Genomic DNA, 23,526 nt, shown 5'->3' on the forward strand with positions numbered 1-23,526 from the left:
TTATTTTACAAAACCAGCACAAATAAAGATAAAAGGTATAAAAAAACAGATCATTGCCAAAAAGCCACGATCTGTCAATTTATTAAAAATATCAGAATGTTAAATGTGCAACACTTTAAGCTTGAGTTACAGGTATACGCAACTCTTTTGGCAAACTAAAGGTGATATTTTCTTCGCAACCAGAGAGCTCTTGCGGTGTTGCTGCGCCCCAATCTTGTAAACGTTGAATCACTTGCTTAATTAAAATTTCAGGCGCCGATGCACCCGCAGTAACCCCAATTTTCGAGTTTTCTGAGAACCATCCCTGTTCCAACTGATCTGCATTGTCAACCAAATATGCCTGCTTACCCATACGCTCTGCCAACTCACGCAAACGATTCGAATTAGACGAGTTAGGAGAGCCAACCACCAAAACAACATCACATTGAGCCGCTAAATCACGCACAGCATCTTGGCGGTTTTGTGTGGCGTAGCAAATATCATCTTTGCGTGGCCCTTGAATTAAAGGAAATTTGGCACGTAATGCATCAATCACCTTCGCGGTATCATCTATCGATAAGGTCGTTTGTGTCACAAATGCAACTTTGGCAGGATTGCGAACACTTAATTCAGCCACATCTGCTTCGTCTTCCACCAAATAAATTGAACCACCTTTTTTAATGTCGTACTGCCCCATGGTGCCTTCTACTTCTGGATGACCTTCATGTCCAATTAAAATGGCTTCTATGCCTTCACGCGCATACTTTGTCACCTCAATATGTACTTTGGTCACTAAAGGACACGTTGCATCAAATACTTTCAAACCACGACGCTCGGCTTCTTGTTGAACCGCTTTAGACACACCATGCGCACTAAAAATCACAATATTGTCATCTGGCACTTCGTCTAATTCTTCAACAAAAATTGCGCCACGCTGACGTAAATCATCAACCACAAACTTGTTATGAACCACTTCATGACGTACATAAATAGGTGGATTAAAGCACTCAAGGGCACGATTCACAATTGCAATTGCTCGGTCTACACCTGCACAAAAACCACGTGGATTAGCCAATACAATTTCCATAGAACCCTCAAATGTTCAACTGAATGAGCAAACAATCTTAAAATAAATGCCAATAAAAAGACGCTTGGCTATTTTGTTTAGAGATCGTCTGCTCTAAAATAGAGAAGATATTTTATCATATCAGGAAAAATATCATGTCGGGTCTCTTGTTTGTCGTTTCTGCAGCATCAGGAACAGGCAAAACATCTCTTGTTAAAGCCCTACTTGAACGTGTTAACAATTTGCATGTTTCTGTTTCTCACACGACTCGTGACCAGCGTCCTGGCGAACTCGACGGCGTTCATTACCACTTTTCGACCAAAGAAGACTTTTTGGCATCTGTTCAAGATGGTGGATTTATTGAATATGCTGAAGTTTTTGGCAACTATTACGGTACTGCCCAGCGCACAGTAAAAGAACAATTGGCCAAAGGCCATGATGTCTTGCTGGAAATTGACTGGCAAGGTGCCGAACAAGTTCGCAAGCTTTTTCCTGAATCGAAACAAATTTTTATTTTGCCTCCAAGTCAGTTCGATTTACGTCAACGTTTATCCAACCGTGGCACAGATTCTGTCGAAGTCATTGAGCATCGTTTAAGCTGTGCTGTAGAAGACATGCAACAGTATGTTAACTTTGACTTTGTGATTATTAATGACGACTTCAATAAAGCCTTACATGACCTAGAAGCGGTGATCATTGCCAACCGTTTGGCCTTAAAACAACAAGCCGAACGCCATCAAGATTTGATTCAAAAGCTGATTACACCCACCAGTGTTTTGTGATTAAAACTTGAGTCTGTAGGCAAAGCCTTTTATACTGTGCAGTCTGTTAAAATTTACTACTTAAACGAGAATTCTTATGGCACGCGTAACCGTTGAAGATTGTTTAGACCATGTAGACAACCGCTTTGAGCTTGTACTAGTGGCAAGCAAGCGCGCGCGTCAATTGGCACGTCAAGGCATTGAGCCAACTGTAGAATGGGATAACGACAAGCCTACAGTGGTTGCACTTCGTGAAATTGCTGAAGGTCACGTTTCTAAAGATATTCTGAAACAGCGTGATCAGGACTATCAAGCTTCTAGCTTAGATCTTGCACTTTCTGCAAATAATTTGAATTTAGATGGTTTTTCTTTCCAATAAGAACAACCACTAAGAGAAAGCCTAGTTTTAAACTAGGCTTTTTTTATGGCTATCACTTTTATCTTGGGCTCAGAACAGTTATAAAGTAAGGTCAAAAAAGTTTTCTCTCTAATTATTTTTTTCATTTTTTGCATGAAAAAATTGACAAGCGATGCAATATGCATTTCATTAGAGGATTATCCGTTTCATTTGTAATTCAGCAGTAAAAGGTGTTCTATGCCAGGCTCAGTGGTCAGTCAAGCCAAGCAACAGCTCAAGATGATTATCGACGCTTATCTTTTAGAAAGTGAAGTCGTTCGTGTGCTCGAAGCTTGCGACTACGCAGATGCTGCGCATGACGGAGTAACCCGTAAAAGTGGCGAACCGTATATTTTACATCCTATTGCTGTCAGCTGTATTTTGGCACATATGCGCTTAGACCCAGAAACTTTAATGGCTGCGCTTCTGCATGACGTGATTGAAGACACCGAATTCAACAAAGATGATATTAGTCTTAAATTTGGCAAAACGGTCGCTGAACTGGTTGATGGTGTGACTAAATTAAGCCAATCCAGTGACAAAGAGTTTAATAAAGCTGCCTCTTTTCGAAAAATATTACAGGCCACCTTACAAGACCCGCGCGTCATTATTATTAAACTGGCCGACCGTTACCACAACATGACCACGCTGGACGCCTTACGAACTGACAAACGCGCGCGTATTGCCAAAGAAACTTTTGAAATTTTCGTCCCAATGGCACGTTTAGTTGGCATGAACGAAATGGCCGACAATTTAGAACATCTGTGTTATCAAAATCTTGATTTAGATATGTATAACAATATTCAAGATGCTTTATTACAAACCAAACCCAAACGCTGTGAATATCAAACCAAGTGGGAAAACAACCTAACCGACCTACTCCAAAACAATAAAATTACAGGTCGAATTAAAAAGAAAAATAATAATATTGAATTGCTACGACACTTTGTGAAAAATGATATTGATCTGCAAGAGCTAACGCATAGCCATGCTTTTGAAATTATTTTACAAAGCATTGCCGATTGTGACCGTCTGGCCGACATTTTACGCAATAGTTTTCAAGTCTTACATTATGAAGATCATATTCGTCGCCCTTTGCCGGGTGGCAATCAATCGTTGATGATGCGATTAAAAGGTGAAGAGACCACACTCTCTTTGACCATTCAAACTGAGTTAATGCGTAAAGCTGCGCGTTTTGGCGTGGTTTTGGGGGAAAATGCACCTCAAGCCTGTCGTTCTGCAATTCAAGCCTCTATGCAAAACTTGAACGTATTGGTCGATGGTGAATGCGCCAAAACCACCTTCAATGAATTACTCGATTATTTGCATCAAGAAAAAATTTGGGTTTATACCCCACATGGTCATCTACATGAGTTACCTCAGGGTGCCACAGCTGTCGATTTTGCCTATTCCGCCAGTTTATTCTTAGGTAACCATGCGGTAGGTGCAAAAATTAATGGTGAAACCAAGCCATTATCTACACCACTACAAAGTGGCCAAGTCATCGAAATTATTACCGATGTGCTTGCAACACCAAACCCAGATTGGCTAAGTTTTATCAACACACAAAAAGCCCGTCGTGCCTTGCAAAACATCTTACGTGAGCAAGATATTGACGAACAGCGCCTTGTCGGTGAACAAGCGCTTAATCGTGCATTAAAGCTGTTTAATCGCTCCATTAAAGACATTACTCAAGCTGATTGGAACAATGTTCTCGAATGGCGCCATTTAAGTAGCCTTGATCATCTGTATGAACAAATTGCCGTGGGTGACTTATTACCTCAGTTAGTTGCAAACCACCTATTTGCACAAGATGCCCCACAGGATTCTGCCAGTTCGGACCGTCTCATTCAAGGGACTGATGGCATTGATATTAAATATGCGCATTGTTGCAATCCAGTGTTGGATGACCCAATTCAAGGGCATTTGTCGCGCCGTGGTTTAATTGTGCACCGCTCGCGTTGCCACAATCTTTTGCACGAACAGCATTTGCACCCTGAAAATATTATGCCCCTACAATGGAATACTGAAAATATTGAGGATGTTAGTTTTACAGCTTTCCTCAGTATTAATATTCCAATGAATGATGAACAAATTTCAGAACTGATCTATCAGTGCCGTAAAGAAAAAGTTGGGGTTGAGTCTGTGCATACCCATGACAATAAAACCTATGTCAATATTGTGGTTCACAACCGCAAACAAATTGCTGAAGTCATTCGCAACCTGCGCATGCATTTTGGCTTTCCTCGTATTGCTCGCCTTGCACAGCCCGTCAATACAGTAGAAACCTCTATAGCCAGTTAATTATTTTGATTAAGTCGCTGATTTGTTGCTTAATCGAGTATGATGTCTAAAGAAGATAAAGGAGAAATCAATGTCCCGCCAAGTAATTCATACCGAAAATGCACCTGCCGCAATTGGCACATATTCCCAAGCAATTCTGGTTGGCAATACCTTGTATCTTTCGGGTCAAATTGGCTTAGATCCATACAGCATGGAATTGGTCGAAGGCATTGAAGCTCAAATTCGTCGTGTTTTTGATAACCTAAAAGCTGTATGTGAAGCAGCTGGTGGCTCTTTGGCAGACATTGCCAAACTGAATATTTTCCTTACCGATCTTTCCAACTTTCAACTGGTCAACCAAATTATGGGTGAATATTTTGCACAACCCTACCCTGCTCGCGCAGCACTTGGTGTTGCAAGCCTGCCTAAAAATGCACTGGTAGAAATGGATGGAATTGTTATTATTAATCAATAAATTATAAAAACCATCAAATACCAATCCTTATATATTTCGCTCTAAACTATTAATCACTCTTGCGCGGAAATTCGAGTAACACTCGGATTTCCGCACAGGTGATGTTTTTTTATTCAAAACTCCAATCATCTTAAGACGATTTTTAAATGATTTTAATTGACAAACGATAACAATTATCAATAATATTACTTATCTTATTTATTCACTGTGGTTGTAGCCAAATGTATGTTTGTTTGTGCCGTGGTATTACAGATCAAGACATTAAAGATGCCGTTGCCAATGGAGCCGAAAGCTATCGCGAAGTACGTGACCTGCTTGACCTAGGCACATGCTGTGGTCGCTGTGCACCTGAAGCACGCGCAATCATCAGCGATGAAGTTTCACAGCTTGTTGCTCGTTTGGCCATCGCAGCTTAATTCCAATTTTTTTTATAATCATAACGATAAATTAATGGTCTGCGGATCATTCCTCCTCCCCGCTTATGACTCTAAGCGGTTTTTTATTTCTGCAGTGTTGATTCGTCTTGATTGCGATTTTCATTTGCTGTTCAATAAATTACTCGCTAACTCACACAATCTTGTTTAAGATATTTCTAATAAAGTTTTATTGCCTGCATCACTCAAGGCAACATATTTGATGGAGTAAGTGCAATGAAAGGCAATCGTGATGTAATTAATCAGTTAAATCAGGTGCTTTATCATCATTTAACTGCAATCAATCAATATTTTTTGCATTCGCGTATGTTTAATGACTGGGGCATTGAAAAATTAGGTTCTGCTGAATATAAAGAATCGATCCGTCAAATGAAGCATGCAGATAAGATTATTGAACGAGTTTTATTTTTAGAAGGTTTACCCAATTTACAGCATTTAGGGAAGTTGTATATTGGTCAGCATACCGTTGAAGTGCTCAACTGTGATGTACGTAAGGTCAAAGAAAATATAGAAGCCATACAACAGGCTGTGGCTTTAGCTGAAAAAGAAATGGATTACGTTACGCGTGATTTAGTGCAAGAAATTTTAGAGAAAGAAGAAGAATGGCTAGATTGGACGACCACACAACTTGATTTGGTTGAGACAGTGGGTGTTGAGAATTATATTCAGAGTCAGATTTAATTTTTAGAATTTGAAGACATAAAAAATGCCAGATAATCTGGCGTTTTTTATGTCTAGATTCCCTTACAGGCAGAAGGTAAGTAAAGCTGTCTAATTTCGGTTGAGACACACTCCCAACGTGCAGAGCCATTACCTACATAATCCATCATGGCAAAGATGAGCTTCTTTCCTGCAACACCATCATTCATTCCGACTGTATTAAATTTAAATTCAAAAGCACATACAGCTAATGGATAAGTCGCATTTAAAGCAATACTACGTACATATTTTGAGTTAATTAACCCTGTAGATATTGCCCCCATATCGGATAATGATGTGGGGCAAGCACCTGTATCACTATAAACAGCGATTAGCTCTCCTTTATAAGCGCTAGCCATACCCAAAGCCTCAGAAACCTGAGCACGGGTTGTATAGTTTTGATAGGCTGGAATTGCGATTGCAGCCAAAACACCAATGATTGCGACAACAATCATGAGTTCAATTTATTCCATAAGTCACTTTATATGGACATGCATCAAATAGTTGAATTATCTTGGTTTACTTCATCTTTCATATTGTCCATATGGACATAGTTTTCAATAGACAAATTTTTCCAATTTGTCCATATCAGAAAATGGCTTTTACTCAGGGCGATAGCATGAATTTTATGAAGCAAACTAATCGTGAGATATTTTAAAATTTTGACAAGCTAAAAATAGAGTAAAAATTCCAGCCTAATTTATAAGCCAATTTCTGTATTTCTTCTTTATGCTGAAGAATCAAACGTTTTGCATGATGGATAGCAATACGATGAGTCGCTTCATCATCACCAAATTGCATGAACACAACTTTTACAGCTGGACAAAGTATTCATTCGGTTATTTTAAAGTCTTTAAGTCGTTTCACTCTATTACTCCCCCCCATGTATGAAATATTCCACATAGAACAGCACTTTCAATTTTAGATTGCTTTCATCCGCACACAAGCAATCAGTAATAAACCAATATAGTTGTCTGCTTGGTTAACTGTTAATAATTTAGCATTTACAGCGATAAACCACTTGCAATACGACTTCTCACAAAACCAACAAAACTGACATTTTTTGTCACTTAATTACATAAATTTACTTTTGTAATTTTTAAGATTTTTAATCTATTAAACAAAGTATTGATTTCATGTGGAATAATTAGATAATATGTTCTGGCATACTTTATGCTAACTATAACTTAGCTTACAAAGCTTATAATTAAATTAACAAAACATTTGTGGAGAATGTTATGAATGCTCAAAAAGGCTTTACGCTGATCGAGTTGATGATTGTTGTTGCTATTATCGGTATTTTGGCTGCAATTGCTATTCCTGCCTATAGTAATTACCAAGCAAAATCTAAACTGACTGCTGGTTTATCTGAAATTTCTGCCGGTAAAACAGCCATTGAAGATCGTATCAACAATGGGGACGATATCGCTACTGTCGCGGATATTGGTGTAAATGGCTCAACTTCAAACTGTACTATTGAGGCAGAGTTTACTGATGGTGCTGGTACAATTGAATGTGCAGTTAAAAATGCTCCATCACAAGTTCGTGATGCAACAATAACCTGGACACGTACAGCCTCGGGCGATTGGACTTGCGTAACAGCAGATTCTGCTGATGCATCTCTTGCACCTAAATCTTGCCCACAAGCATAATCAAAAGTTGTAAAGTCATAAAAAGAGAGCTTCCTGCTCTCTTTTTTATATATCTATTGAAAGTGTAAGTTACCATGATAAAAAAACAATTACCCTATCTTCTTTTGATATTCTCATTACTATTCGTATATGTTATTTACTCTTGGGGATTCTCTGGGGCACTGTATTATGATGACTTCCGTCCTTTAAGTGGTTTAGCAAATATTCATGATCTAAACTCGGCACTTTTCTATATTTTTAATGAAAGTTCAGGTCCACTTGGTCGTCCCATATCTATGCTTAGCTTTTTGCTTAATACTAACGATTGGGATCAAAACTTAAGTGGTTTTTTCCAAATAAATACACTGATCCATTTATTTAATGGAATACTCGTTTTTTTTATTAGCTGTAAAATTTTTAATTTAATTTACTCACAATCAGAAAAAAATAAATGGCTCGCTTTAGCAGTGAGCTCACTTTGGCTTATTTCTCCTCTATTAGTATCGACACAACTCATTGCCGTACAAAGAATGGCATCTTTATCTGCTTTATTTGTGTTTTCGGGTGTTCTAGGCTACTTAAAAGGCTTAGATGTACAAAAACAGAGACCAACTTTAGGGTTATGTATTCAGTTAGGTAGCATATTTATTTTTACACTACTTGCCATGTTCTCTAAAGAAAATGGAATTTTACTACCTCTTTTTACTCTAGCCCTCGAATACACCATTGTTCAACAGTACTACCAACATCAAAATTTTAAAAAATTAAGATTTATACTTTTTTTCTCATGCTTAATTGTCATTTTAGGCTATCTTTTAAGCACCATTCCGCATGCAGAACATAGTTACTCTGTACGTAACTACACCTTGTACGAACGTATCATCACACAACCACAAATTTTAATAGATTATGTACGCTTAGCTTTTGTTCCAGATATTTTTTCTTACAACCCTTTTCATGATAATTATCCTAAAAATACTCAGCTATCAGGAAACCTCCTAGCAATTTTCAGTAACATCATCTGGTTAGTGTTGTTGATAGCTGCTCTCATTTTAAGAAAAAGATATACAGTTTTTTCTTTTGCAATATTATGGTTTTTTGCTGGACATATACTCGAGTCGACTGTGATTGGTTTAGAGCTTTATTATGAGCATCGCAACTATATTGCAATTCTAGGCCTATATTTATTAATTATTTATGCATTAAATCAACTCACAGTACATCATGGAAAATTTACGAATTTAATTTGGGGGAGCTTCGTTGTTTATTTAGTATTTTTATCATTTATCACCTTTCAAGTTACTTCACTTTGGGGTAAACCTGAACAAGCTGCACAAGCATGGTTCATTAATCAAGAAGGCTCATCTCGTGCTACTGAACACCTGGCTCTCATGTGGTTACAACAAGGGAAAGTTGAACCTGCTTATGAAATATTAAAAAGACAAAAAGACAATTGTCCCACGTGTTTAAATTCCCAAATTCAATATTTGATGCTCAGTTGTGTTCTCAAAAAGCAAGATAAAACCCAAAGACAATTGATCTACATAAAAGATCTTAGTAAAACACAAAAGTTTATTTCAGGTGCTCCATCTGCTCTTCAGGCTCTATTTAGTCAAATCGAAACAAAGCAATGTGAATATATATCATCACAGGACCTTAAAGAGATTAATCAGAGCCTAATTAAAAATACACCTGTTGTGAGCCTTGGGAAAGGAAACCATTTAGCGATGTATGTAAATTTGTATCAAATTGCTCAATATGAACATAATCAGAACTTAGAGTGGACATCACTACTTAAAATTTGGGATTTAAGTCGTAATACTGGAACAGGATCAATTATTTTGAAAAAATATATTCATGATCAAAAATTTAATGAAGCAAAAGATTTTTATACGAAACAATTATGTAATACAAGCAAGAAGATATTTGATAATGGTCATGGCAAAATTTGTTTAGACTTAAAAAATCAATACAAATTTTAAGAGTATTAAGTATGATGCGAAATTTTTGGGGAAGTTCGTGAAAGTTAGTATAGTTATACCCGCAAAAAATGAGTCTGCTGCAATTGGGAAAACCATTGAGCAGATTCAACAATTGCAATTGGCGCATGAAATTATAGTCGTCAATGATGGCTCTACAGACCAAACCCAACAAGTTGCAGAAAGTGCGGGTGCTAAAGTGCTCACTCATCCCTATTCTAAAGGTAATGGTGCGGCCATTAAAACAGGCGCACGTACTGCAGCGGGTGACATCATTATATTTATGGATGCCGATGGACAGCATGATCCACAAGACATTCCGCACTTACTGAAAAAAATTGAACAAGGTTATGATTTAGTTGTAGGTGCAAGACAAAAAGGCTCACAAGCCAGTATTGGTCGTGGGATTGCAAATAGTTTATATAATAATCTAGCAACCTATATGACAGAGCATCCAGTTGAAGACTTAACCTCTGGTTTTCGTGCAGTTCGAGCAGAAAAGTTCCGTGAATTTTTATATTTACTGCCAAATGGATTTTCCTACCCAACCACCAGCACCATGGCATTTTTCCGTGCAGGTTACTCAGTGACTTATGTACCAATACATGCAGCAAAACGCATTGGTAAAAGTCATATTCAACCACTGAAAGATGGTGTACGCTTCTTTTTAATTATTTTTAAAATTGCTACGCTATTTTCACCATTAAAAATGTTCCTTCCAATCGCAGTTTTTTTATTTATGATGGCAACGGGTTGGTATGGCTATACTCTATGGGATGCGGGTCGTTTTACTAATATGAGTGCACTACTCTATACAGGCAGTATTATGATTTTCTTAATGGGGCTTATTTCAGAGCAAGTCACAACTTTGATGTATAAAGATAGAAATTGAACCTTAACATTGAGTTATGAAAACAGGAATTCTATACTATGGCTGAAAAAAATTATAAAGATAGCTCTGATACTTTTTTATCAGTCACTATTATTATTCCTGTATTCAATGATCAAGAAGGTTTAAACAGATGCTTACAAGCAATATCACTACAGACGTATCCTTTTAATAACCTTGAAGTTATTATAGTTGATAATGGGTCTAAACAACCAATTATTTTGGAAAGTCTAACTACTTATGAAGTTAAGCTTATTGAGTGTAAAACTCCTGGCTCTTATGCTGCAAGAAATGCAGGCGTAAAAGTAGCTAAGAATGACATATTTTGTTTTATTGATGCAGACTGTTGGCCTGATAAAGATTGGCTAAAGTCTAGTATAGCAACATTAAAAATCTATGACGGAAAAAGTATTGTAGGAGGAGAAGTAAAAGTTATAAAACCCCAAAAGCCAACGTCCGTTGCTCTCTATCAATATATAACTGGGTTTGATCAAAAAAATAATATTAAAAATAAAGGTTTTTCAGTGACAGCAAACCTTACTTGTTTTCGTAGACAATTCAAACAAGTAGGTTTTTTCTCTGAAACACTGTTTTCTGGTGGTGATTTAGAATGGTCTTTACGTGCTAGCAAGAATAGTTTATCAATAGTTTATGACTCCAAATCTATTGTTTATACTGAACCGCGCACTACATTACGCTCTGCAATTATACAAGCAAGACGAGTAACTGCTGGTAGAAAAGTATTACGTGAGCTGAATGTGGTACATGTAAGTGCCTATAGCCTAGCTAAAAAAAGAACGCCATGGCAAGCTATAATATTCATATTTTCTAAAAATGAGTTTTCAGTTTTTGATAGAATTCGTGTTATTTGTGTAGCAAGTATAATTCGTGCAGCTGAGTTATTAGAGACTATTAAATTAGCACTCGGCTCAAAAGCCGAGCGACGCTAGTGTAGCGAATAACCAAAATTCTAAACTCGCCTAAATAATATTTAAGTATTCTCTAAGTTCAACGTTTAAGTATCTTCGATACAATAATAGTAACAAAATTAGGTAACCGACAATAATTTAAATATTTTTTGAGAAAATAAAAAAACGGTGGTAAGGATTTTCAGGTACACGAAATGTTCTATTTAGAATAACAGGGGCACTCTTACAGAACTCATTTTCTATTTCTTTTAATAAGTAACCAGCTTTATTTACTTCCCAATAATGTTCTCCATCAAATATATGATTTAATGCACGTAATCTAGGGCGAGGGAGTAAGAAATTTACAATACCAAACATAGGAATATCAATAGAAATAGGCCAACGTTTTGCAGCGTCTGGCAACGAAATAATTACAGCTTTGCGTGCAACTCGAGCCATCTCTGAAAAAGCTAAAAGACTATCAACAAACGGTAAATGTTCAAGCATTTGAAAAGCGCAAACTACATCGAAAGAATTATCATCAAAAGGTAGTGCAAGTACCGATGCAACATGATCAGGCTTGAGCTCTGTGTCTATATCTAAAGTTTCTACGTCAATGCAAAAAGCACCTGCTGCTGCCTTAAAAAGTCCAGGACCAGGGCCTATTTCAAGCACATTTTGAGGATTAAGTTTTATTACTTCATCCAATTGATGCCAGATACTTATCCAACGTTGTTTGTGTACATAGCTAGAGAACTTGTAATGTGAATGTTCAACTTGTTTTTGCATTCTTATTCCATCTTATTGAGCACAAAAAAACCCAAAATATTAGGGCACTGTAGGCGAAAACGCCTATAATTGAAAATAACGCAACAGCCCAGAGAGCACTGTTGAACCAGTAAAATCCAGCAAAGAGTCCTAGAGCTTTTGCTCCTGTACTAAAAACTTCGTAAAATAGTAAACCTCTCTGAATACCAAGTACAGGCACCGCTGCAACACTAGGTTTGTTAATAAAGTTGAAAAAAAACAATAACGATAGCCATCTAGCGTACTCTCCTGCAATTACCCATTCTGATCCAAAAATAAAAGAAAACAACCAAGGACCAGAGATAATAACTATTATAAAGGGTATAAAGCCAAGTGCGCCTAAAGCTAAAGTAGTTTTAAGTATTAAGACAAATAGATTTTCTTTATTATATGCTGCTTCGGTAATACGTGGATAGAACACATCACTCACTGACTTTCCTATAAGAGTAGATGGAACTCCCATAGCTGTTTTTCCTAAAGTGTAAAACCCTGCAGCAGTCGGGCCAAAAAGACTGGCAAGCATTAAAATTGGAAGACTTTGAGAAAAAGCATTAATAGCATCTTGAGGGGCTCGATATATTGGAAAGTCTCGATAACGAATAGCTAAAGCTTTTATATTACAAGACCCCTTCTCTCCTCGCTTATTATTCAATATATGCTGTTTATTTAAATAAAGTTTTGGTCGATTATTTATACCTAGAAAAAGTAAATACATATACAAAGCATTGCTTAGGGTGGCTAATACAATCAATACTCCCCCTAATGGATGAAATAAGCCAACTCCAGCACTGACTGTATTTAATACTAAGGCCTGTATCATAGCTGCTTTAGCAGTAATTCCAAATTTATTTTTACGAATAAGCCATTGCTGTAGTACCTGTTGAAAGGCTGAAAATACCATAGCCAAGGGAATTAATAGTAAAAAACTAGAAATTTTCTCTAGCATCAATAACTCTACAAGACCATCCCCTATAAGTAATAATACCGCAGTTACTAGACAAGCTATTCCTATTGCTAGCCCTGCACTAAGTTTTGCTAATCCCTTGGCGTCAGCATCAGACTTAGGAAGCACTATAGCAACAGGATAAGTTAATGCAGCTATGGGAGTAACGAGAGCCAAAATAGCCAAAAATACGCCTAGCAGTCCAAAGGATTCTGCCCCATATAAGCGTGTAATAATTGGAGCAAAAGCCATAGTTATAACTTGAGCACTAGCAGTGCCTGTTATTACAATTGCAACGTTGCGAATGAACTTGCTTTGAGTGGGAAACTTTAGTTTATTGATCACTACCAAATAAGTCCCGAGTGTAAACTTTACTTTCTACATCAATAAGTTTATCTGAGTGCCGGTTAGCAACGATAATATCAGAGACGCGCTTGAACTCTTCTAAATCATTTATAACACGAGAGTTATAAAAGCTGTCTTCTAATAAAGTTGGTTCATATACTACCACCTCCACCCCCTTGGCCTTAATTCGCTTCATAACTCCCTGTATAGCAGATACACGAAAATTATCAGAGCTAGACTTCATTACTAGGCGGTAGATACCTACAACCTTTGGGTTCAGACTAAGAATAGAATCAGCAATAAAATCTTTACGAGTATGGTTTGCATCTACGATAGCCTTAATCAAATTGTTTGGAACTTTTCCATAATTAGCAAGTAACTGCTTTGTATCTTTCGGCAAACAATAGCCGCCATAGCCAAATGATGGATTATTATAATAGGAACCAATACGTGGATCTAAGCAGACACCCTCAATAATATGTTTTGCATCCAACCCATATGCGAGTGAATAGCTATCTAGCTCATTAAAGTAGGCTACACGCATCGCTAAATAGGTATTAGAAAACAGCTTAATAGCTTCAGCTTCAGATGGGCTCGAAAAAAGGACAGGTATATCCTGTTTGATAGCTCCTTGTCGTAATAACTCAGCGAAAACTCTCGCTCTCTCACTTTGCTCACCAACAATAATGCGCGACGGATGTAGATTATCGTATAGAGCTTTACCTTCACGTAAAAATTCTGGTGAGAAGATAATGTTTTCAGCACCAAATTTCGCCTTGATAGCCTCTGTGTAACCAACGGGCACCGTAGATTTAATAACTATCATCGCGTGAGGATTAAAGTTCAATACATCAGTGATAACCGCTTCTACGCTACTAGTATCAAAGTAATTTGTTTTTGGATCGTAGTCAGTTGGCGTTGCAATAATCACAAAGTCTGCATCATTTAGTGCAAACTGCTTATCTAATGTCGCTGTAAAGTTTAATAATTTACTCTTCAAAAAGTCAGAGATATCAGCATCTTCTATAGGTGAAATACGAGAGTTTAGCAAATCAACTCTTTCACTAATGATATCCAAAGCAACAACTTCGTTGTATTGGCTCAGCAAAATGGCATTAGAAAGCCCTACATAACCTGTACCTACTACAGCAATTTTCATAGCTCATCCAGAAAATTAATATTTAGAACTTATTAAAAATGCTAGCAAAATTATAAATAACTTTACTACGTGCATTATATATTTATAAATGTTTGATCAGAAATAGGTTCACTACTACCAATCGAAAAGTACAGTCCTGAACAACACTTAACTATCACTGCTTTAAAGCTGTAAGGTAGCGGAAAGTCTAGAAGTTTATCTGATAGCAATAAAATAGGGGTCTTTGCTTTTTTTAAAAGAAATATTACAAACTTAGTTAATTTTTTTTTATTTCTTACATCAGCTTTATAAAATGCCATTTTTTTGTATGAGTCAGGGTGGTCTTTTTGAAAAATAGTGGAAGAGTATTTACCAGCAATATACATTTTCCTACAAACTGCTTTAAGTGAAAGTACATCATTATGTATTACTTGTGCATTTTTAACGAAATATACATCATCATCTAACTTAAGTAACCTCAGAATTAAGTCTTTGTCTTCAAAACCATATTTAGTATAGCGCTCATCAAATTTACCAGCCTTATAAAAAATCTCTCTACTAAATACGCAGTTTGCCGTAGTGAAAGCGGCTTTATCTCCTTTTATAAACTGTTTTTCTCTTCTGTCAGCTACATCTTGGAAGTACTTACCCCAAAAGTCATTATTAACCGCCTTTAGTGAACCAAACATAATTTTACTATCATGTTTTTCGATAGTATGGATAAAGGTTTTTATTGTATCTAATGAATATGGACAACAGTCAGCATCGAAAAATGCTATAAACTCGCTTTGGCCTGCATCGGCTCCTTGATTCCTGGCCTTAGCACGTCCTTTGGAATTATGGTTACGGATAACCTTAATCTTCTTATTATTGCTATATATTTTCTTTATTTTTAATGATATTTCGTCAGTAGAGCCATCATCTACGAGGTAAATATAAAGCTGCCAATTTAAAGGTATGCTCTGATTTTCCCATTTATCAATGTTATATATCAGCTCTTCTCCGCCATTTTTGACAGGGATTATAATGTCGATGCTTCTTTGAGATGCAAAAGTTGTTTGTATCTGTATATTACTTATCATTTTTGATAACCAAGTTAGTCACTTTACTAAAATTTCCCCACGCAAAGCCTTTCGCAAAAACTTGTATAGAGGCAACTTTCAATGGTTCTTGTAAGCTATTGATTATTTGCTGACTTAGCTCTGGGTAGTTATCGTTCTCTATTAGATAACCAGAAACTCCTTCACCTATAGCATCTACAATACCCCCTGTTGCAAAAGCTACAGTCGGTAGACCATGTGCTGCCGCTTCAATCGCAACCATACCAAACCCTTCAGGGTCATCTGGAATATGACGTACAGGGAATACATGTACATCTGCAGCTTCATAAATAGTCGCAAGCTGCTCATTATCGGTAATTACACCTAAAAACAGAATATGATTTTCAATCTGATTTTTTCTTGCTACTTCTAAAATTTCCTCACGAGTTTGTAGCCCCGCACCTAAAGAGTTCTTAGGTGACTCTCCAACTACAACCAAAACCACATCTGGTTCTTGTTGAACAATATAAGCTAAGGAATTTTCAACAAACTCCTTTAAGCCTTTACGTGTAGTCAATCGACCGACTGATAACAATATTTTTTTATGTTCTAAATTATATTTCTTCTTAAAAGACTGAATCGCATTTGAGGATTGGGCCGATACAGGCAAAGTCACACCAGGATGTACAATACTTATGTCTTTTTCTAATACACCTGCATTCAGTGCCAATATCTTCGTGGGTGTACTATTTACAATTACACAATCCATGCGTCTAAAAAAGGGAACCCAAATTTTTTGATACACCCAATGGGCAGCAGTAATATCAAAACCATGCAGGTAAACAACTGATTTAGCACCAGTAAGCTTGCTGATCAACCAAACTAAAGGAGCAGTTAAACCGCTTCCAGCAATAATCACATTTGGCTTAAAGCACACAGCAGTCCAAAAAGCTTTGCACAATGCAATCAACATAAATAACACGAGAGGCTTTAAAGGTGACTCTAAAACCTGAACATTTTCAGGTTTAACTGCAGCAGCACCTGTAGGACCAACAACTTTAACCTCTGCATATTTACTCAGCTCGTCTGCCATATGCCAGTTTAGACGCTCCATCCCCCCAACCAAAGGTGGTAAATTACGTGTTATAAGAAGAATACGTTGCTTCTTCATTTTTTAATTTTTCCCCAATTCAAAATCTACCTTTGAAATATCTAAACCAAAAGTGTCGTAAATATTTTCTAAGATAAAAGAATGAACAAATATAGCATTTTACGCTGTAACAGGAAAAAGAAATAAAGACTAAAAAGCCACTAAATTGCAAAATTTAGTGGCTATCTCAATTATGGAGCTCGAGCACTTTGCCTCAACTCGGCATTGGAAAAATCTTACCAGCACCATTCACGCCATCATTATAGTCAGCATTTGGGCCACGATCTGTGATTGCGTAAAATTGTTTATTGTTCGTAGGATGGGCAGCAACATCAGATCCAAAACCACCCTGTCGAAGTGTAAATGCACTCGCAATAGTTGTTCCATTCGCCTTAAAGCTTGTTAAATTTTGGTAAGGCAATGCAACCCCTTGGGTAAATAAGTTTGGACCACACTGGATGGAGCTTTGCTGGATTTCATTCGCATCCAACTCACCATTTTGATTTTTATCCAAACCGCTTTCAATACGTGTTCCAGCACTCCAGCAATCATCATTTCCAAGTACTAAAGGCGTCTGTTGAATCAAACTATTCAATCCATTTTGACCATTGTCCCCATCATCAGTACATGCCGTTAAGAAAATTGTCGAAGCCAATAAAGCTAAAGTTAGTGGTGTTTTTTTCATTGTTCATAAGCATCATTGTAGATATAGATTTCATGGTAAAAATCAAAAATGACATTAATGTGAATAAAATATAAATAATTCATGATATTAAAATCTTAGATTAGCATTTAAGCTCAGCTATCTTTCTAATTTTTTAAAATAGGTTTCACATTTTGAAGCGGGGCCAAAATTATATTTTAAAGCGGTATTGGCTCTAGCTGTTGCATATTCAATACCTTGAATTTCACGCTGCTGAGCAAAAACTTGAATCGCAGGATGTAACTGTTCTGAGCAACTGGCATCGTTGCTAAAGTATTTTAAAGTCTTGGTATTGGAAAAATATATTGCAGCAAACAATCGCCCATCTTTAAACACAATCGCGGATGAAGCATCTAAACTGCTTCCAGACCGACCTTCATAATACAGCGCCTCATCTGTTTTCAGTAAATATGGCGCTGAGTAATTGTCAAAATTAGATTGAAATTTTAGATAATCATGCTTTAACAATGTTTGAAGTTCTGTTTGGATTTTTGGATTCAAAACAATTTGAGGAATTGATGAAATATCTGAATATTGAATGAAGTCTAGTTCTTGAGCATGAGTAAAAACGGAGATTGAAAAAAGTAGAAAAAGATAATAGTGATTCTTCATATCAAATTTATTATTTTTATGTCCATATTGACTTACTTATGGATTGTTCATTTTATATGGACACTTATGGAGTATCGATAAGAGTAAAACCCTTTTGAACTGATTTCATAACATTCTCCACAAATGTTTTTTAATTTAATTATTAAGCTTTAACGCTTATTATGGTTTAGCATTATTCATGCCAAAAATTATTATAATGAAAATGACAGAAAAAACAGCAATTTAAAAAAATATTTTGTATCTTTGTAATTTTCATATCCATTCCTGTGTTTTAAAGTGACAATTTATGTCACAAAAGATCCTAATTTAACACTATCCTAAAATGATTGGCGCGTTGCTTAATTCATTTTTCATATCTAATGACCCATGCTGATAGAAATCAGTCAAAACTTTACCAATTTCAAATACCCCTAAAAGCAAAGCTTGGCGGTATTGTTGCTGTTTCATCTGCTCAATCACCCCTGAACAAACCCCATCCCAAACCTCTTGCTCGGTGGCTTGTTTAATTCCACGGTCTATGACAATTTCGACTTGTCGTTCGCACAAATTAATATATAACAGCACCCCACTATTCAATTCGGTATCCCAAACACCTAGCTCTGCAAATAACTGATGTGCCCGACCACGCGTATTTAATACATAAGCCTGATGAGCGGGGATATGGCTTTCTATTACCACCTGAATTTCACCAATATGACCTTGCTCGGCTTGTTCTACGGCATGTGCAATGGCCTGCTGATCCTGCTTATTAAAAAATCGTTTAGTTGTCGGCAGATAAAAAAAATGTTTCAACCAGCGCTTTAAACTGGGTTGGTTCATTTCTGCTATTTTAGGTTGCGTTAAAATTTCTGTTGTTTCAGATTTAGTTACCATGAGCCCGATGCACCTCCCCCGCCAAAACCGCCACCCCCACCGCTGTATCCTCCGCCACCACCAAAACCGCCCCCTGAACCACGACCACCACGTCCAGCACCTGCAAGCACCATTTGAAAAATTAGTTGCGCCAATGCTGTAATCAGTAAAAAGAAAATGCCTCCACCAATCAACAAACTGGTTAGTAATCCTGCGCCATTGACTAAGCCTGCCACGGTTCCAGCAACTGCGGCTGTGGCAGCACTTAAACGATTACCCACAATATAAGAGCCAATAATGCCTGCAATTAAAATAAATAATGCAGTACTAATAGTTTTTTGCTTGGCTTGTTGTTCATGTAAAGCTTGTTCTTGACGTTCTTTTAATTCCTGAGCCGCTTTGGCTGCCACCTCGGGGTCCATATTTAAGACATTTTCAATTTCATTTAGCCCTGACTGAATACCCTGTGCAAATTGATTTTGCTTAAAATACGGCGTGATTTGGTTACGAATAATTCGACTGAGTACAATATCGGGTAAAACGCCTTCTAAACCATAGCCTGATAAAATTTGTATACGATGATCATTCACTGCAATGGCCATCAACACGCCATTGTCTTGCTTGGCTGAACCTAGTTTCCATTGTTCCGCCACTCGCATCGCAAAACCAAAAATATCTTCTTGACCTGTGGTCGGCACAATAATTACGCCAACTTGTGCTTTTCCTGAGTTGTGTAATTTTAAAATTTGCTGACGAATGGCCTGTTTTTCAGCAGAGGTTAATAAATCTGCTTGATCAACAACAGGTTCATTCAGCGTGGGTAAGCCACGAATAGACTCCCCATCGGCCATATCATTGGCAACGTCAACTTGCCGTGCTTTTGATGTTTCATCCTGCGCCACAGCTTGGGTAGCACTATTTTTTTGCTGATCTTGAATGATTTTTCCAGCCACTACAGCATCTGTCGCATGATCTTCTGCAACATGATTTTGAGCAACAACGGTTTCCCCCCAAGCAGATAAACTCATGCTTAGAACGCAAGTCGCAAAAATAATTTGCAACCCAACGGCTATGTTTCGCGGCTTCAACCATTCAAACATCAGCTTTCCTTATACATTGACGGCATTAGTCAAATGAAACTTTGGGTGCATTTTGCGCACCTTGTTCTGCACTAAAGTTCGGCTTGGTATCCATGCCAATGACTTTTGCTGTCATGACTTGTGGGAACTGGCGTGAATAGCTATTAAAGTCCTGTACCGTTGTAATATAGCGGTTTCGTGCAACCGCAATACGGTTTTCAGTGCCTTCTAGTTGAACTTGTAGATCTCTAAATTGTTCGTTGGCTTTTAAGTCTGGATAATTTTCAGAAACAGCAATCAGTCGTGACAATGCACCCGTCATTTGGCTCTGTGCTTCTTGATATTTTTGGAATAAAGCAGGATCTTCTAAAACTTCTTTATCGACTTTTAAACCCGCCACATTGGCACGTGCTTGAGTCACTTCAGTCAGTACTTGTTCTTCGTGTTTGGCATAGCCTTTCACCACATTCACCAAGTTGGGTACAAGGTCTGCACGGCGTTGGTACTGGTTTTGCACCTCTGACCATGCTGCAATCACAGCCTCATCTTTAACCTGCAAGGTATTATAGCCACAGCCTGTGAGTGTCAGTGTACTTGCCAAAGCGATAGCCAATGCACTATTTTTTATCCAGCTCATCTGCCTATTCCTCTAGTATTTATTTGTATTTGTTTAAGTATTTTTCTATTCTAGCGGGATTTTTCAAAGATAATGTTTCTTTTTTTTAATGAGTTTTAATTGATCACAAAAATATCCAGTCAAACTGGGCAATCATCCATACAGCCTGATTTAACTATATAAAATAGATTGAAGTTCACTTTTGAAACTCTCAACTTGATAGTCTTCCGCCAACCGCTCTTTCCAATACAACACAATTTTACTGTAATCAATATCAGCAGGATGGAAGTCTTTTTGATAATAGGACAAATACTCAGGGAGCATCTGAATCAACATTTTCGCCAACAGATAAAGACCAAAAATATTCCCTCCAATTTTTGGCAGACTTTTCTTTCTATCCTGCATAAAGAGTTTGGTCGCAGAATACAAAGTTAAACTGGCAAAACCCGTGGTGACGCTACGCATTATCATCCGTCTAATTTTATCATCGCCATATACGGCTTGATAAACATCAAAAGCCACCGCACGATGCTCAATTTCTTCAATCGCATGCCAGACCCAAAGCTTGACTGCATCATCATCCAAGGTACTTAAAACTTCTGGATGGCGCAAAATATAACCACCCAATAGTGCGGTAAAATGTTCAAAAGCACAGGTAATAGCTAATTGAATTTTCGGGTGGAGGTTTTTAACATACTGATCTTTGCGTGCCAACCATGCTTGAAAACGGTCTAGGTTATAATCATCACTACGCCACGCATCGTTAAATTCAGCATGTGCCTTCGAATGCATTGCTTCCTGCCCAATAAAAGCCGCAATCTGCGCTTGCAGTTTTTCATCTTTCACCTCGTCACGTACATTGCGCACGCTATGCACAAAAAATTGCTCTCCAATCGGAAAGGTCGAAGACAGTGCCGTTAGTAAATGCGACATTATGGGAGAGTTGGCAAAATAGTGTCTACGGATCTCTTTCGGATTAAACTGCGCTTTACGCACGGTAATACCCAAGGCTTTTGGACGATTTTGATATGATTTTTCTGTCGTCATTTGCGTCATGTCAGTTTCCTAGCGTTTAAAAATCAATGCCCAGTATGTAGAGTCACTCATCATTCAAATATGGCAAAAATGCTTAGCGCATTTGCAAAATTATTCATTTTTAATTTTTGTCGAATAAAATGGCACTTCATTTATCGTTAAAAACTCAATTCATATCATTTCAGGCAACGCACCTCGCAAAAGAAAAAACCCGCCGAAGCGAGTTTTTATTCACAAACCTTTAAAAATAGATTAGATCTCTAAATAATCTAAAATACCTTCAGCGGCTTGTCGACCTTCCCAAATGGCGGTCACCACCAAGTCAGAACCACGTACCATATCACCACCCGCAAATATTTTCGGGTTAGAGGTTTGGAACTTAAATTCTTGCCTCTCAGCCGCAACAACACGGCCAGAACCATCTAAACCAATATTGACATCGGCAAACCAATCGGCTGGAGATGTGCGGAAACCAAATGCAAGTAAAACGGCATCTGCAGGTAGAATTTCTTCTGAACCTGGAATTGGCTCTGGGCTACGACGGCCACGACTATCTGGCTCACTCAGTTGCGTGGTCACAAATTTAACACCCGTGACTTTGCCTTTTTCACCGACAATTTCAATCGGCTGGCGGTTAAACTGGAATTCCACCCCTTCTTCACGTGCATTTTTTACTTCGCGACGTGAACCCGGCATGTTTTCTTCATCACGACGGTATGCGCACGTGACCGCTTCTGCACCTTGACGAATTGAAGTTCGGTTACAGTCCATCGCTGTATCACCACCACCCAATACAATCACTTTTTTGCCTTCAACACTGATGTATTCTGCTGGGTCTTTTTCCCAACCTTGGGTACGGTTCACATTGGCAATCAAGAAATCTAGTGCATCAACCACACCATCTAAATCCTCACCTGCAAAACCGCCTTTCATATAGGTATATGTTCCCATCCCCATAAATACAGCATCATAATCTGCAAGTAACTGATCAATGGTCACATCTGTACCAATTTCAGTATTTAAACGGAACTCTACGCCCATGCCCGCGAAAATTTCACGGCGACGCTTCATCACGTCTTTTTCCATTTTAAATTCTGGAATACCAAAAGTCAGCAAACCACCAATTTCTGGACGTTTATCAAAGACAACGGGTCTTACGCCTGCACGCACTAAAATATCGGCACAACCGAGACCTGCAGGACCTGCACCAATAATCGCGACTTTTTTATTGGTCCATTTCACATTCGACATATCTGGACGCCAGCCCAAAGCAAAGGCGGTATCGTTAATATATTTTTCTGCATTGCCAATAGTTACAGCGCCAAAACCGTCGTTTAAGGTACATGCACCTTCACACAAACGGTCTTGTGGACAGACACGACCACAGACTTCAGGCAAAGTATTGGTTTGATGGCACAGTTCTGCAGCTTGGAAAATACGGCCTTCTGCAATTAACTTTAACCAGTTTGGAATATAGTTATGAACCGGACACTTCCACTCACAGTAAGGATTACCACAGCCCAAACAACGGTGTGTTTGATTAGCAGCAATTTCCGCTGTAAATGGTTTATAAATTTCCACAAACTCAGCTTTGCGGACAACTAGATCTTTTTTCTCTGGATCTTGGCGTGCTACATCCAGGAATTGAAAGTCATTGTTTAGGCGTTCTGCCATGTCTCTCTCCGTGGGTAGGCACAGGGTTTTT

The 23,526-nt window shown here is 37.8% G+C and carries 25 protein-coding genes; 10 read left to right on the plus strand and 15 right to left on the minus strand.

All coding sequences use genetic code 11. The features are described from left to right. Positions 1–115: 115 nt before the first annotated feature. Positions 116–1,066 carry a 4-hydroxy-3-methylbut-2-enyl diphosphate reductase gene (gene ispH / locus BBP83_RS12685; protein WP_068889139.1) on the minus strand — a complete coding sequence of 317 codons (951 nt, stop codon included), beginning with the start codon at positions 1,064–1,066 and terminating at the stop codon, positions 116–118. A 134-nt stretch (positions 1,067–1,200) separates the two neighbouring features. On the opposite strand from ispH, the gene gmk reads away from it, so the two are divergent. The 6 genes from gmk to bfr all read left to right on the plus strand — a co-directional run bounded on the left by gmk (position 1,201) and on the right by bfr (position 6,076). Further along, positions 1,201–1,827, plus strand: coding sequence for a guanylate kinase (gene gmk, locus BBP83_RS12690; protein ID WP_068889141.1), 627 nt, complete (start codon positions 1,201–1,203; stop codon positions 1,825–1,827). A gap of 76 nt (positions 1,828–1,903) precedes the next feature. Continuing rightward, positions 1,904–2,185 carry a DNA-directed RNA polymerase subunit omega gene (rpoZ, locus tag BBP83_RS12695; protein WP_005013174.1) on the plus strand — a complete coding sequence of 94 codons (282 nt, stop codon included), beginning with the start codon at positions 1,904–1,906 and terminating at the stop codon, positions 2,183–2,185. A 216-nt stretch (positions 2,186–2,401) separates the two neighbouring features. Beyond that, entirely contained in the window at positions 2,402–4,507 is a 2,106-nt protein-coding gene (locus BBP83_RS12700) for a RelA/SpoT family protein (protein WP_068889143.1), read from the plus strand. A gap of 70 nt (positions 4,508–4,577) precedes the next feature. Further along, on the plus strand, positions 4,578–4,961 hold the full coding sequence (locus BBP83_RS12705; RefSeq protein WP_068889145.1) for a RidA family protein: 384 nt from the start codon (positions 4,578–4,580) through the stop codon (positions 4,959–4,961). A 221-nt stretch (positions 4,962–5,182) separates the two neighbouring features. Further along, complete coding sequence (locus tag BBP83_RS12710) at positions 5,183–5,377, plus strand: bacterioferritin-associated ferredoxin (protein ID WP_068889147.1); 195 nt, start codon at positions 5,183–5,185, stop codon at positions 5,375–5,377. A gap of 234 nt (positions 5,378–5,611) precedes the next feature. Then, on the plus strand, positions 5,612–6,076 hold the full coding sequence (gene bfr / locus BBP83_RS12715) for a heteropolymeric bacterioferritin subunit Bfr (RefSeq protein WP_068889149.1): 465 nt from the start codon (positions 5,612–5,614) through the stop codon (positions 6,074–6,076). A gap of 53 nt (positions 6,077–6,129) precedes the next feature. On the opposite strand, the gene BBP83_RS12720 is transcribed toward bfr, so the two are convergent. After that, the gene (locus BBP83_RS12720; RefSeq protein WP_068889151.1) at positions 6,130–6,549 is read right to left on the minus strand and encodes a pilin; all 420 of its coding nucleotides are present in this window, start codon (positions 6,547–6,549) and stop codon (positions 6,130–6,132) included. 199 nt (positions 6,550–6,748) lie between these two features. Further along, positions 6,749–6,895, minus strand: a complete 147-nt coding sequence (locus tag BBP83_RS12725; protein WP_228730804.1) for a hypothetical protein — start codon at positions 6,893–6,895, stop codon at positions 6,749–6,751. Positions 6,896–7,332: 437 nt separating this feature from the next. Here BBP83_RS12725 and BBP83_RS12730 point away from each other — a divergent pair, with 437 nt between their 5' ends. The 4 genes from BBP83_RS12730 (at position 7,333) to BBP83_RS12745 (ending at position 11,543) form a co-directional block, all read left to right on the plus strand. Further along, a complete protein-coding gene (locus BBP83_RS12730; protein ID WP_068889152.1) occupies positions 7,333–7,746 on the plus strand; it encodes a pilin in 414 nt (137 codons plus the stop codon). Between the two features lie 74 nt (positions 7,747–7,820). Beyond that, on the plus strand, positions 7,821–9,707 hold the full coding sequence (locus tag BBP83_RS12735; RefSeq protein WP_068889154.1) for a hypothetical protein: 1,887 nt from the start codon (positions 7,821–7,823) through the stop codon (positions 9,705–9,707). A gap of 37 nt (positions 9,708–9,744) precedes the next feature. Further along, the gene (locus tag BBP83_RS12740) at positions 9,745–10,596 is read left to right on the plus strand and encodes a glycosyltransferase family 2 protein (protein ID WP_068889156.1); all 852 of its coding nucleotides are present in this window, start codon (positions 9,745–9,747) and stop codon (positions 10,594–10,596) included. A 38-nt stretch (positions 10,597–10,634) separates the two neighbouring features. Next, positions 10,635–11,543, plus strand: coding sequence for a glycosyltransferase family 2 protein (locus BBP83_RS12745; protein WP_068889157.1), 909 nt, complete (start codon positions 10,635–10,637; stop codon positions 11,541–11,543). Positions 11,544–11,660: 117 nt separating this feature from the next. Here BBP83_RS12745 and BBP83_RS12750 read toward each other — a convergent pair whose 3' ends face one another. From BBP83_RS12750 to BBP83_RS12805, 12 genes are all read right to left on the minus strand, one after another. Continuing rightward, the gene (locus BBP83_RS12750; protein ID WP_068889159.1) at positions 11,661–12,290 is read right to left on the minus strand and encodes a class I SAM-dependent methyltransferase; all 630 of its coding nucleotides are present in this window, start codon (positions 12,288–12,290) and stop codon (positions 11,661–11,663) included. After that, positions 12,274–13,596, minus strand: a complete 1,323-nt coding sequence (locus BBP83_RS12755; protein ID WP_068889161.1) for a lipopolysaccharide biosynthesis protein — start codon at positions 13,594–13,596, stop codon at positions 12,274–12,276. The genes BBP83_RS12750 and BBP83_RS12755 overlap by 17 nt, the downstream gene beginning before the upstream one ends. Continuing rightward, a complete protein-coding gene (locus BBP83_RS12760) occupies positions 13,586–14,755 on the minus strand; it encodes a nucleotide sugar dehydrogenase (protein WP_068889163.1) in 1,170 nt (389 codons plus the stop codon). The genes BBP83_RS12755 and BBP83_RS12760 overlap by 11 nt, the downstream gene beginning before the upstream one ends. A 74-nt stretch (positions 14,756–14,829) precedes the next feature. Then, complete coding sequence (locus BBP83_RS12765; RefSeq protein WP_068889165.1) at positions 14,830–15,816, minus strand: glycosyltransferase family 2 protein; 987 nt, start codon at positions 15,814–15,816, stop codon at positions 14,830–14,832. Beyond that, positions 15,806–16,945, minus strand: a complete 1,140-nt coding sequence (locus BBP83_RS12770) for a glycosyltransferase family 4 protein (protein WP_068889167.1) — start codon at positions 16,943–16,945, stop codon at positions 15,806–15,808. The genes BBP83_RS12765 and BBP83_RS12770 overlap by 11 nt, the downstream gene beginning before the upstream one ends. Positions 16,946–17,138: 193 nt before the next feature. Continuing rightward, on the minus strand, positions 17,139–17,609 hold the full coding sequence (locus BBP83_RS12775) for a DUF7151 family protein (RefSeq protein ID WP_068889168.1): 471 nt from the start codon (positions 17,607–17,609) through the stop codon (positions 17,139–17,141). A 117-nt stretch (positions 17,610–17,726) separates the two neighbouring features. Further along, positions 17,727–18,239, minus strand: coding sequence for a hypothetical protein (locus tag BBP83_RS12780; RefSeq protein WP_068889170.1), 513 nt, complete (start codon positions 18,237–18,239; stop codon positions 17,727–17,729). A gap of 312 nt (positions 18,240–18,551) precedes the next feature. Then, on the minus strand, positions 18,552–19,112 hold the full coding sequence (locus tag BBP83_RS12785) for a TPM domain-containing protein (RefSeq protein ID WP_068889172.1): 561 nt from the start codon (positions 19,110–19,112) through the stop codon (positions 18,552–18,554). Next, positions 19,106–20,191, minus strand: coding sequence for a TPM domain-containing protein (locus BBP83_RS12790; RefSeq protein WP_078055450.1), 1,086 nt, complete (start codon positions 20,189–20,191; stop codon positions 19,106–19,108). Before BBP83_RS12790 ends, BBP83_RS12785 begins: the two co-directional genes overlap by 7 nt. 25 nt (positions 20,192–20,216) lie before the next feature. Beyond that, complete coding sequence (locus BBP83_RS12795; protein ID WP_068889174.1) at positions 20,217–20,807, minus strand: LemA family protein; 591 nt, start codon at positions 20,805–20,807, stop codon at positions 20,217–20,219. Between the two features lie 150 nt (positions 20,808–20,957). Next, positions 20,958–21,842, minus strand: a complete 885-nt coding sequence (locus tag BBP83_RS12800) for a metal-dependent hydrolase (protein WP_068889176.1) — start codon at positions 21,840–21,842, stop codon at positions 20,958–20,960. A gap of 231 nt (positions 21,843–22,073) precedes the next feature. Then, entirely contained in the window at positions 22,074–23,495 is a 1,422-nt protein-coding gene (locus BBP83_RS12805; RefSeq protein WP_068889178.1) for an FAD-dependent oxidoreductase, read from the minus strand. Between the last annotated feature and the right edge of the window lie 31 nt (positions 23,496–23,526).

This window comes from Acinetobacter celticus, from assembly GCF_001707755.1.
Taxonomy (GTDB): domain Bacteria; phylum Pseudomonadota; class Gammaproteobacteria; order Pseudomonadales; family Moraxellaceae; genus Acinetobacter; species Acinetobacter celticus.

Bases quoted from the DNA above. Each gene is read 5' to 3' on its own strand.
- ispH (WP_068889139.1), bottom strand. From the start codon at position 1,066: ATGGAAATTGTATTGGCTAATCCACGTGGTTTTTGTGCAGGTGTAGAC.
- gmk (WP_068889141.1), top strand. From the start codon at position 1,201: ATGTCGGGTCTCTTGTTTGTCGTTTCTGCAGCATCAGGAACAGGCAAA.
- rpoZ (WP_005013174.1), top strand. From the start codon at position 1,904: ATGGCACGCGTAACCGTTGAAGATTGTTTAGACCATGTAGACAACCGC.
- BBP83_RS12700 (WP_068889143.1), top strand. From the start codon at position 2,402: ATGCCAGGCTCAGTGGTCAGTCAAGCCAAGCAACAGCTCAAGATGATT.
- BBP83_RS12705 (WP_068889145.1), top strand. From the start codon at position 4,578: ATGTCCCGCCAAGTAATTCATACCGAAAATGCACCTGCCGCAATTGGC.
- BBP83_RS12710 (WP_068889147.1), top strand. From the start codon at position 5,183: ATGTATGTTTGTTTGTGCCGTGGTATTACAGATCAAGACATTAAAGAT.
- bfr (WP_068889149.1), top strand. From the start codon at position 5,612: ATGAAAGGCAATCGTGATGTAATTAATCAGTTAAATCAGGTGCTTTAT.
- BBP83_RS12720 (WP_068889151.1), bottom strand. From the start codon at position 6,549: ATGATTGTTGTCGCAATCATTGGTGTTTTGGCTGCAATCGCAATTCCA.
- BBP83_RS12725 (WP_228730804.1), bottom strand. From the start codon at position 6,895: ATGCAATTTGGTGATGATGAAGCGACTCATCGTATTGCTATCCATCAT.
- BBP83_RS12730 (WP_068889152.1), top strand. From the start codon at position 7,333: ATGAATGCTCAAAAAGGCTTTACGCTGATCGAGTTGATGATTGTTGTT.
- BBP83_RS12735 (WP_068889154.1), top strand. From the start codon at position 7,821: ATGATAAAAAAACAATTACCCTATCTTCTTTTGATATTCTCATTACTA.
- BBP83_RS12745 (WP_068889157.1), top strand. From the start codon at position 10,635: ATGGCTGAAAAAAATTATAAAGATAGCTCTGATACTTTTTTATCAGTC.
- BBP83_RS12750 (WP_068889159.1), bottom strand. From the start codon at position 12,290: ATGCAAAAACAAGTTGAACATTCACATTACAAGTTCTCTAGCTATGTA.
- BBP83_RS12760 (WP_068889163.1), bottom strand. From the start codon at position 14,755: ATGAAAATTGCTGTAGTAGGTACAGGTTATGTAGGGCTTTCTAATGCC.
- BBP83_RS12765 (WP_068889165.1), bottom strand. From the start codon at position 15,816: ATGATAAGTAATATACAGATACAAACAACTTTTGCATCTCAAAGAAGC.
- BBP83_RS12770 (WP_068889167.1), bottom strand. From the start codon at position 16,945: ATGAAGAAGCAACGTATTCTTCTTATAACACGTAATTTACCACCTTTG.
- BBP83_RS12775 (WP_068889168.1), bottom strand. From the start codon at position 17,609: ATGAAAAAAACACCACTAACTTTAGCTTTATTGGCTTCGACAATTTTC.
- BBP83_RS12780 (WP_068889170.1), bottom strand. From the start codon at position 18,239: ATGAAGAATCACTATTATCTTTTTCTACTTTTTTCAATCTCCGTTTTT.
- BBP83_RS12785 (WP_068889172.1), bottom strand. From the start codon at position 19,112: ATGGTAACTAAATCTGAAACAACAGAAATTTTAACGCAACCTAAAATA.
- BBP83_RS12790 (WP_078055450.1), bottom strand. From the start codon at position 20,191: ATGTTTGAATGGTTGAAGCCGCGAAACATAGCCGTTGGGTTGCAAATT.
- BBP83_RS12795 (WP_068889174.1), bottom strand. From the start codon at position 20,807: ATGAGCTGGATAAAAAATAGTGCATTGGCTATCGCTTTGGCAAGTACA.
- BBP83_RS12800 (WP_068889176.1), bottom strand. From the start codon at position 21,842: ATGACGCAAATGACGACAGAAAAATCATATCAAAATCGTCCAAAAGCC.
- BBP83_RS12805 (WP_068889178.1), bottom strand. From the start codon at position 23,495: ATGGCAGAACGCCTAAACAATGACTTTCAATTCCTGGATGTAGCACGC.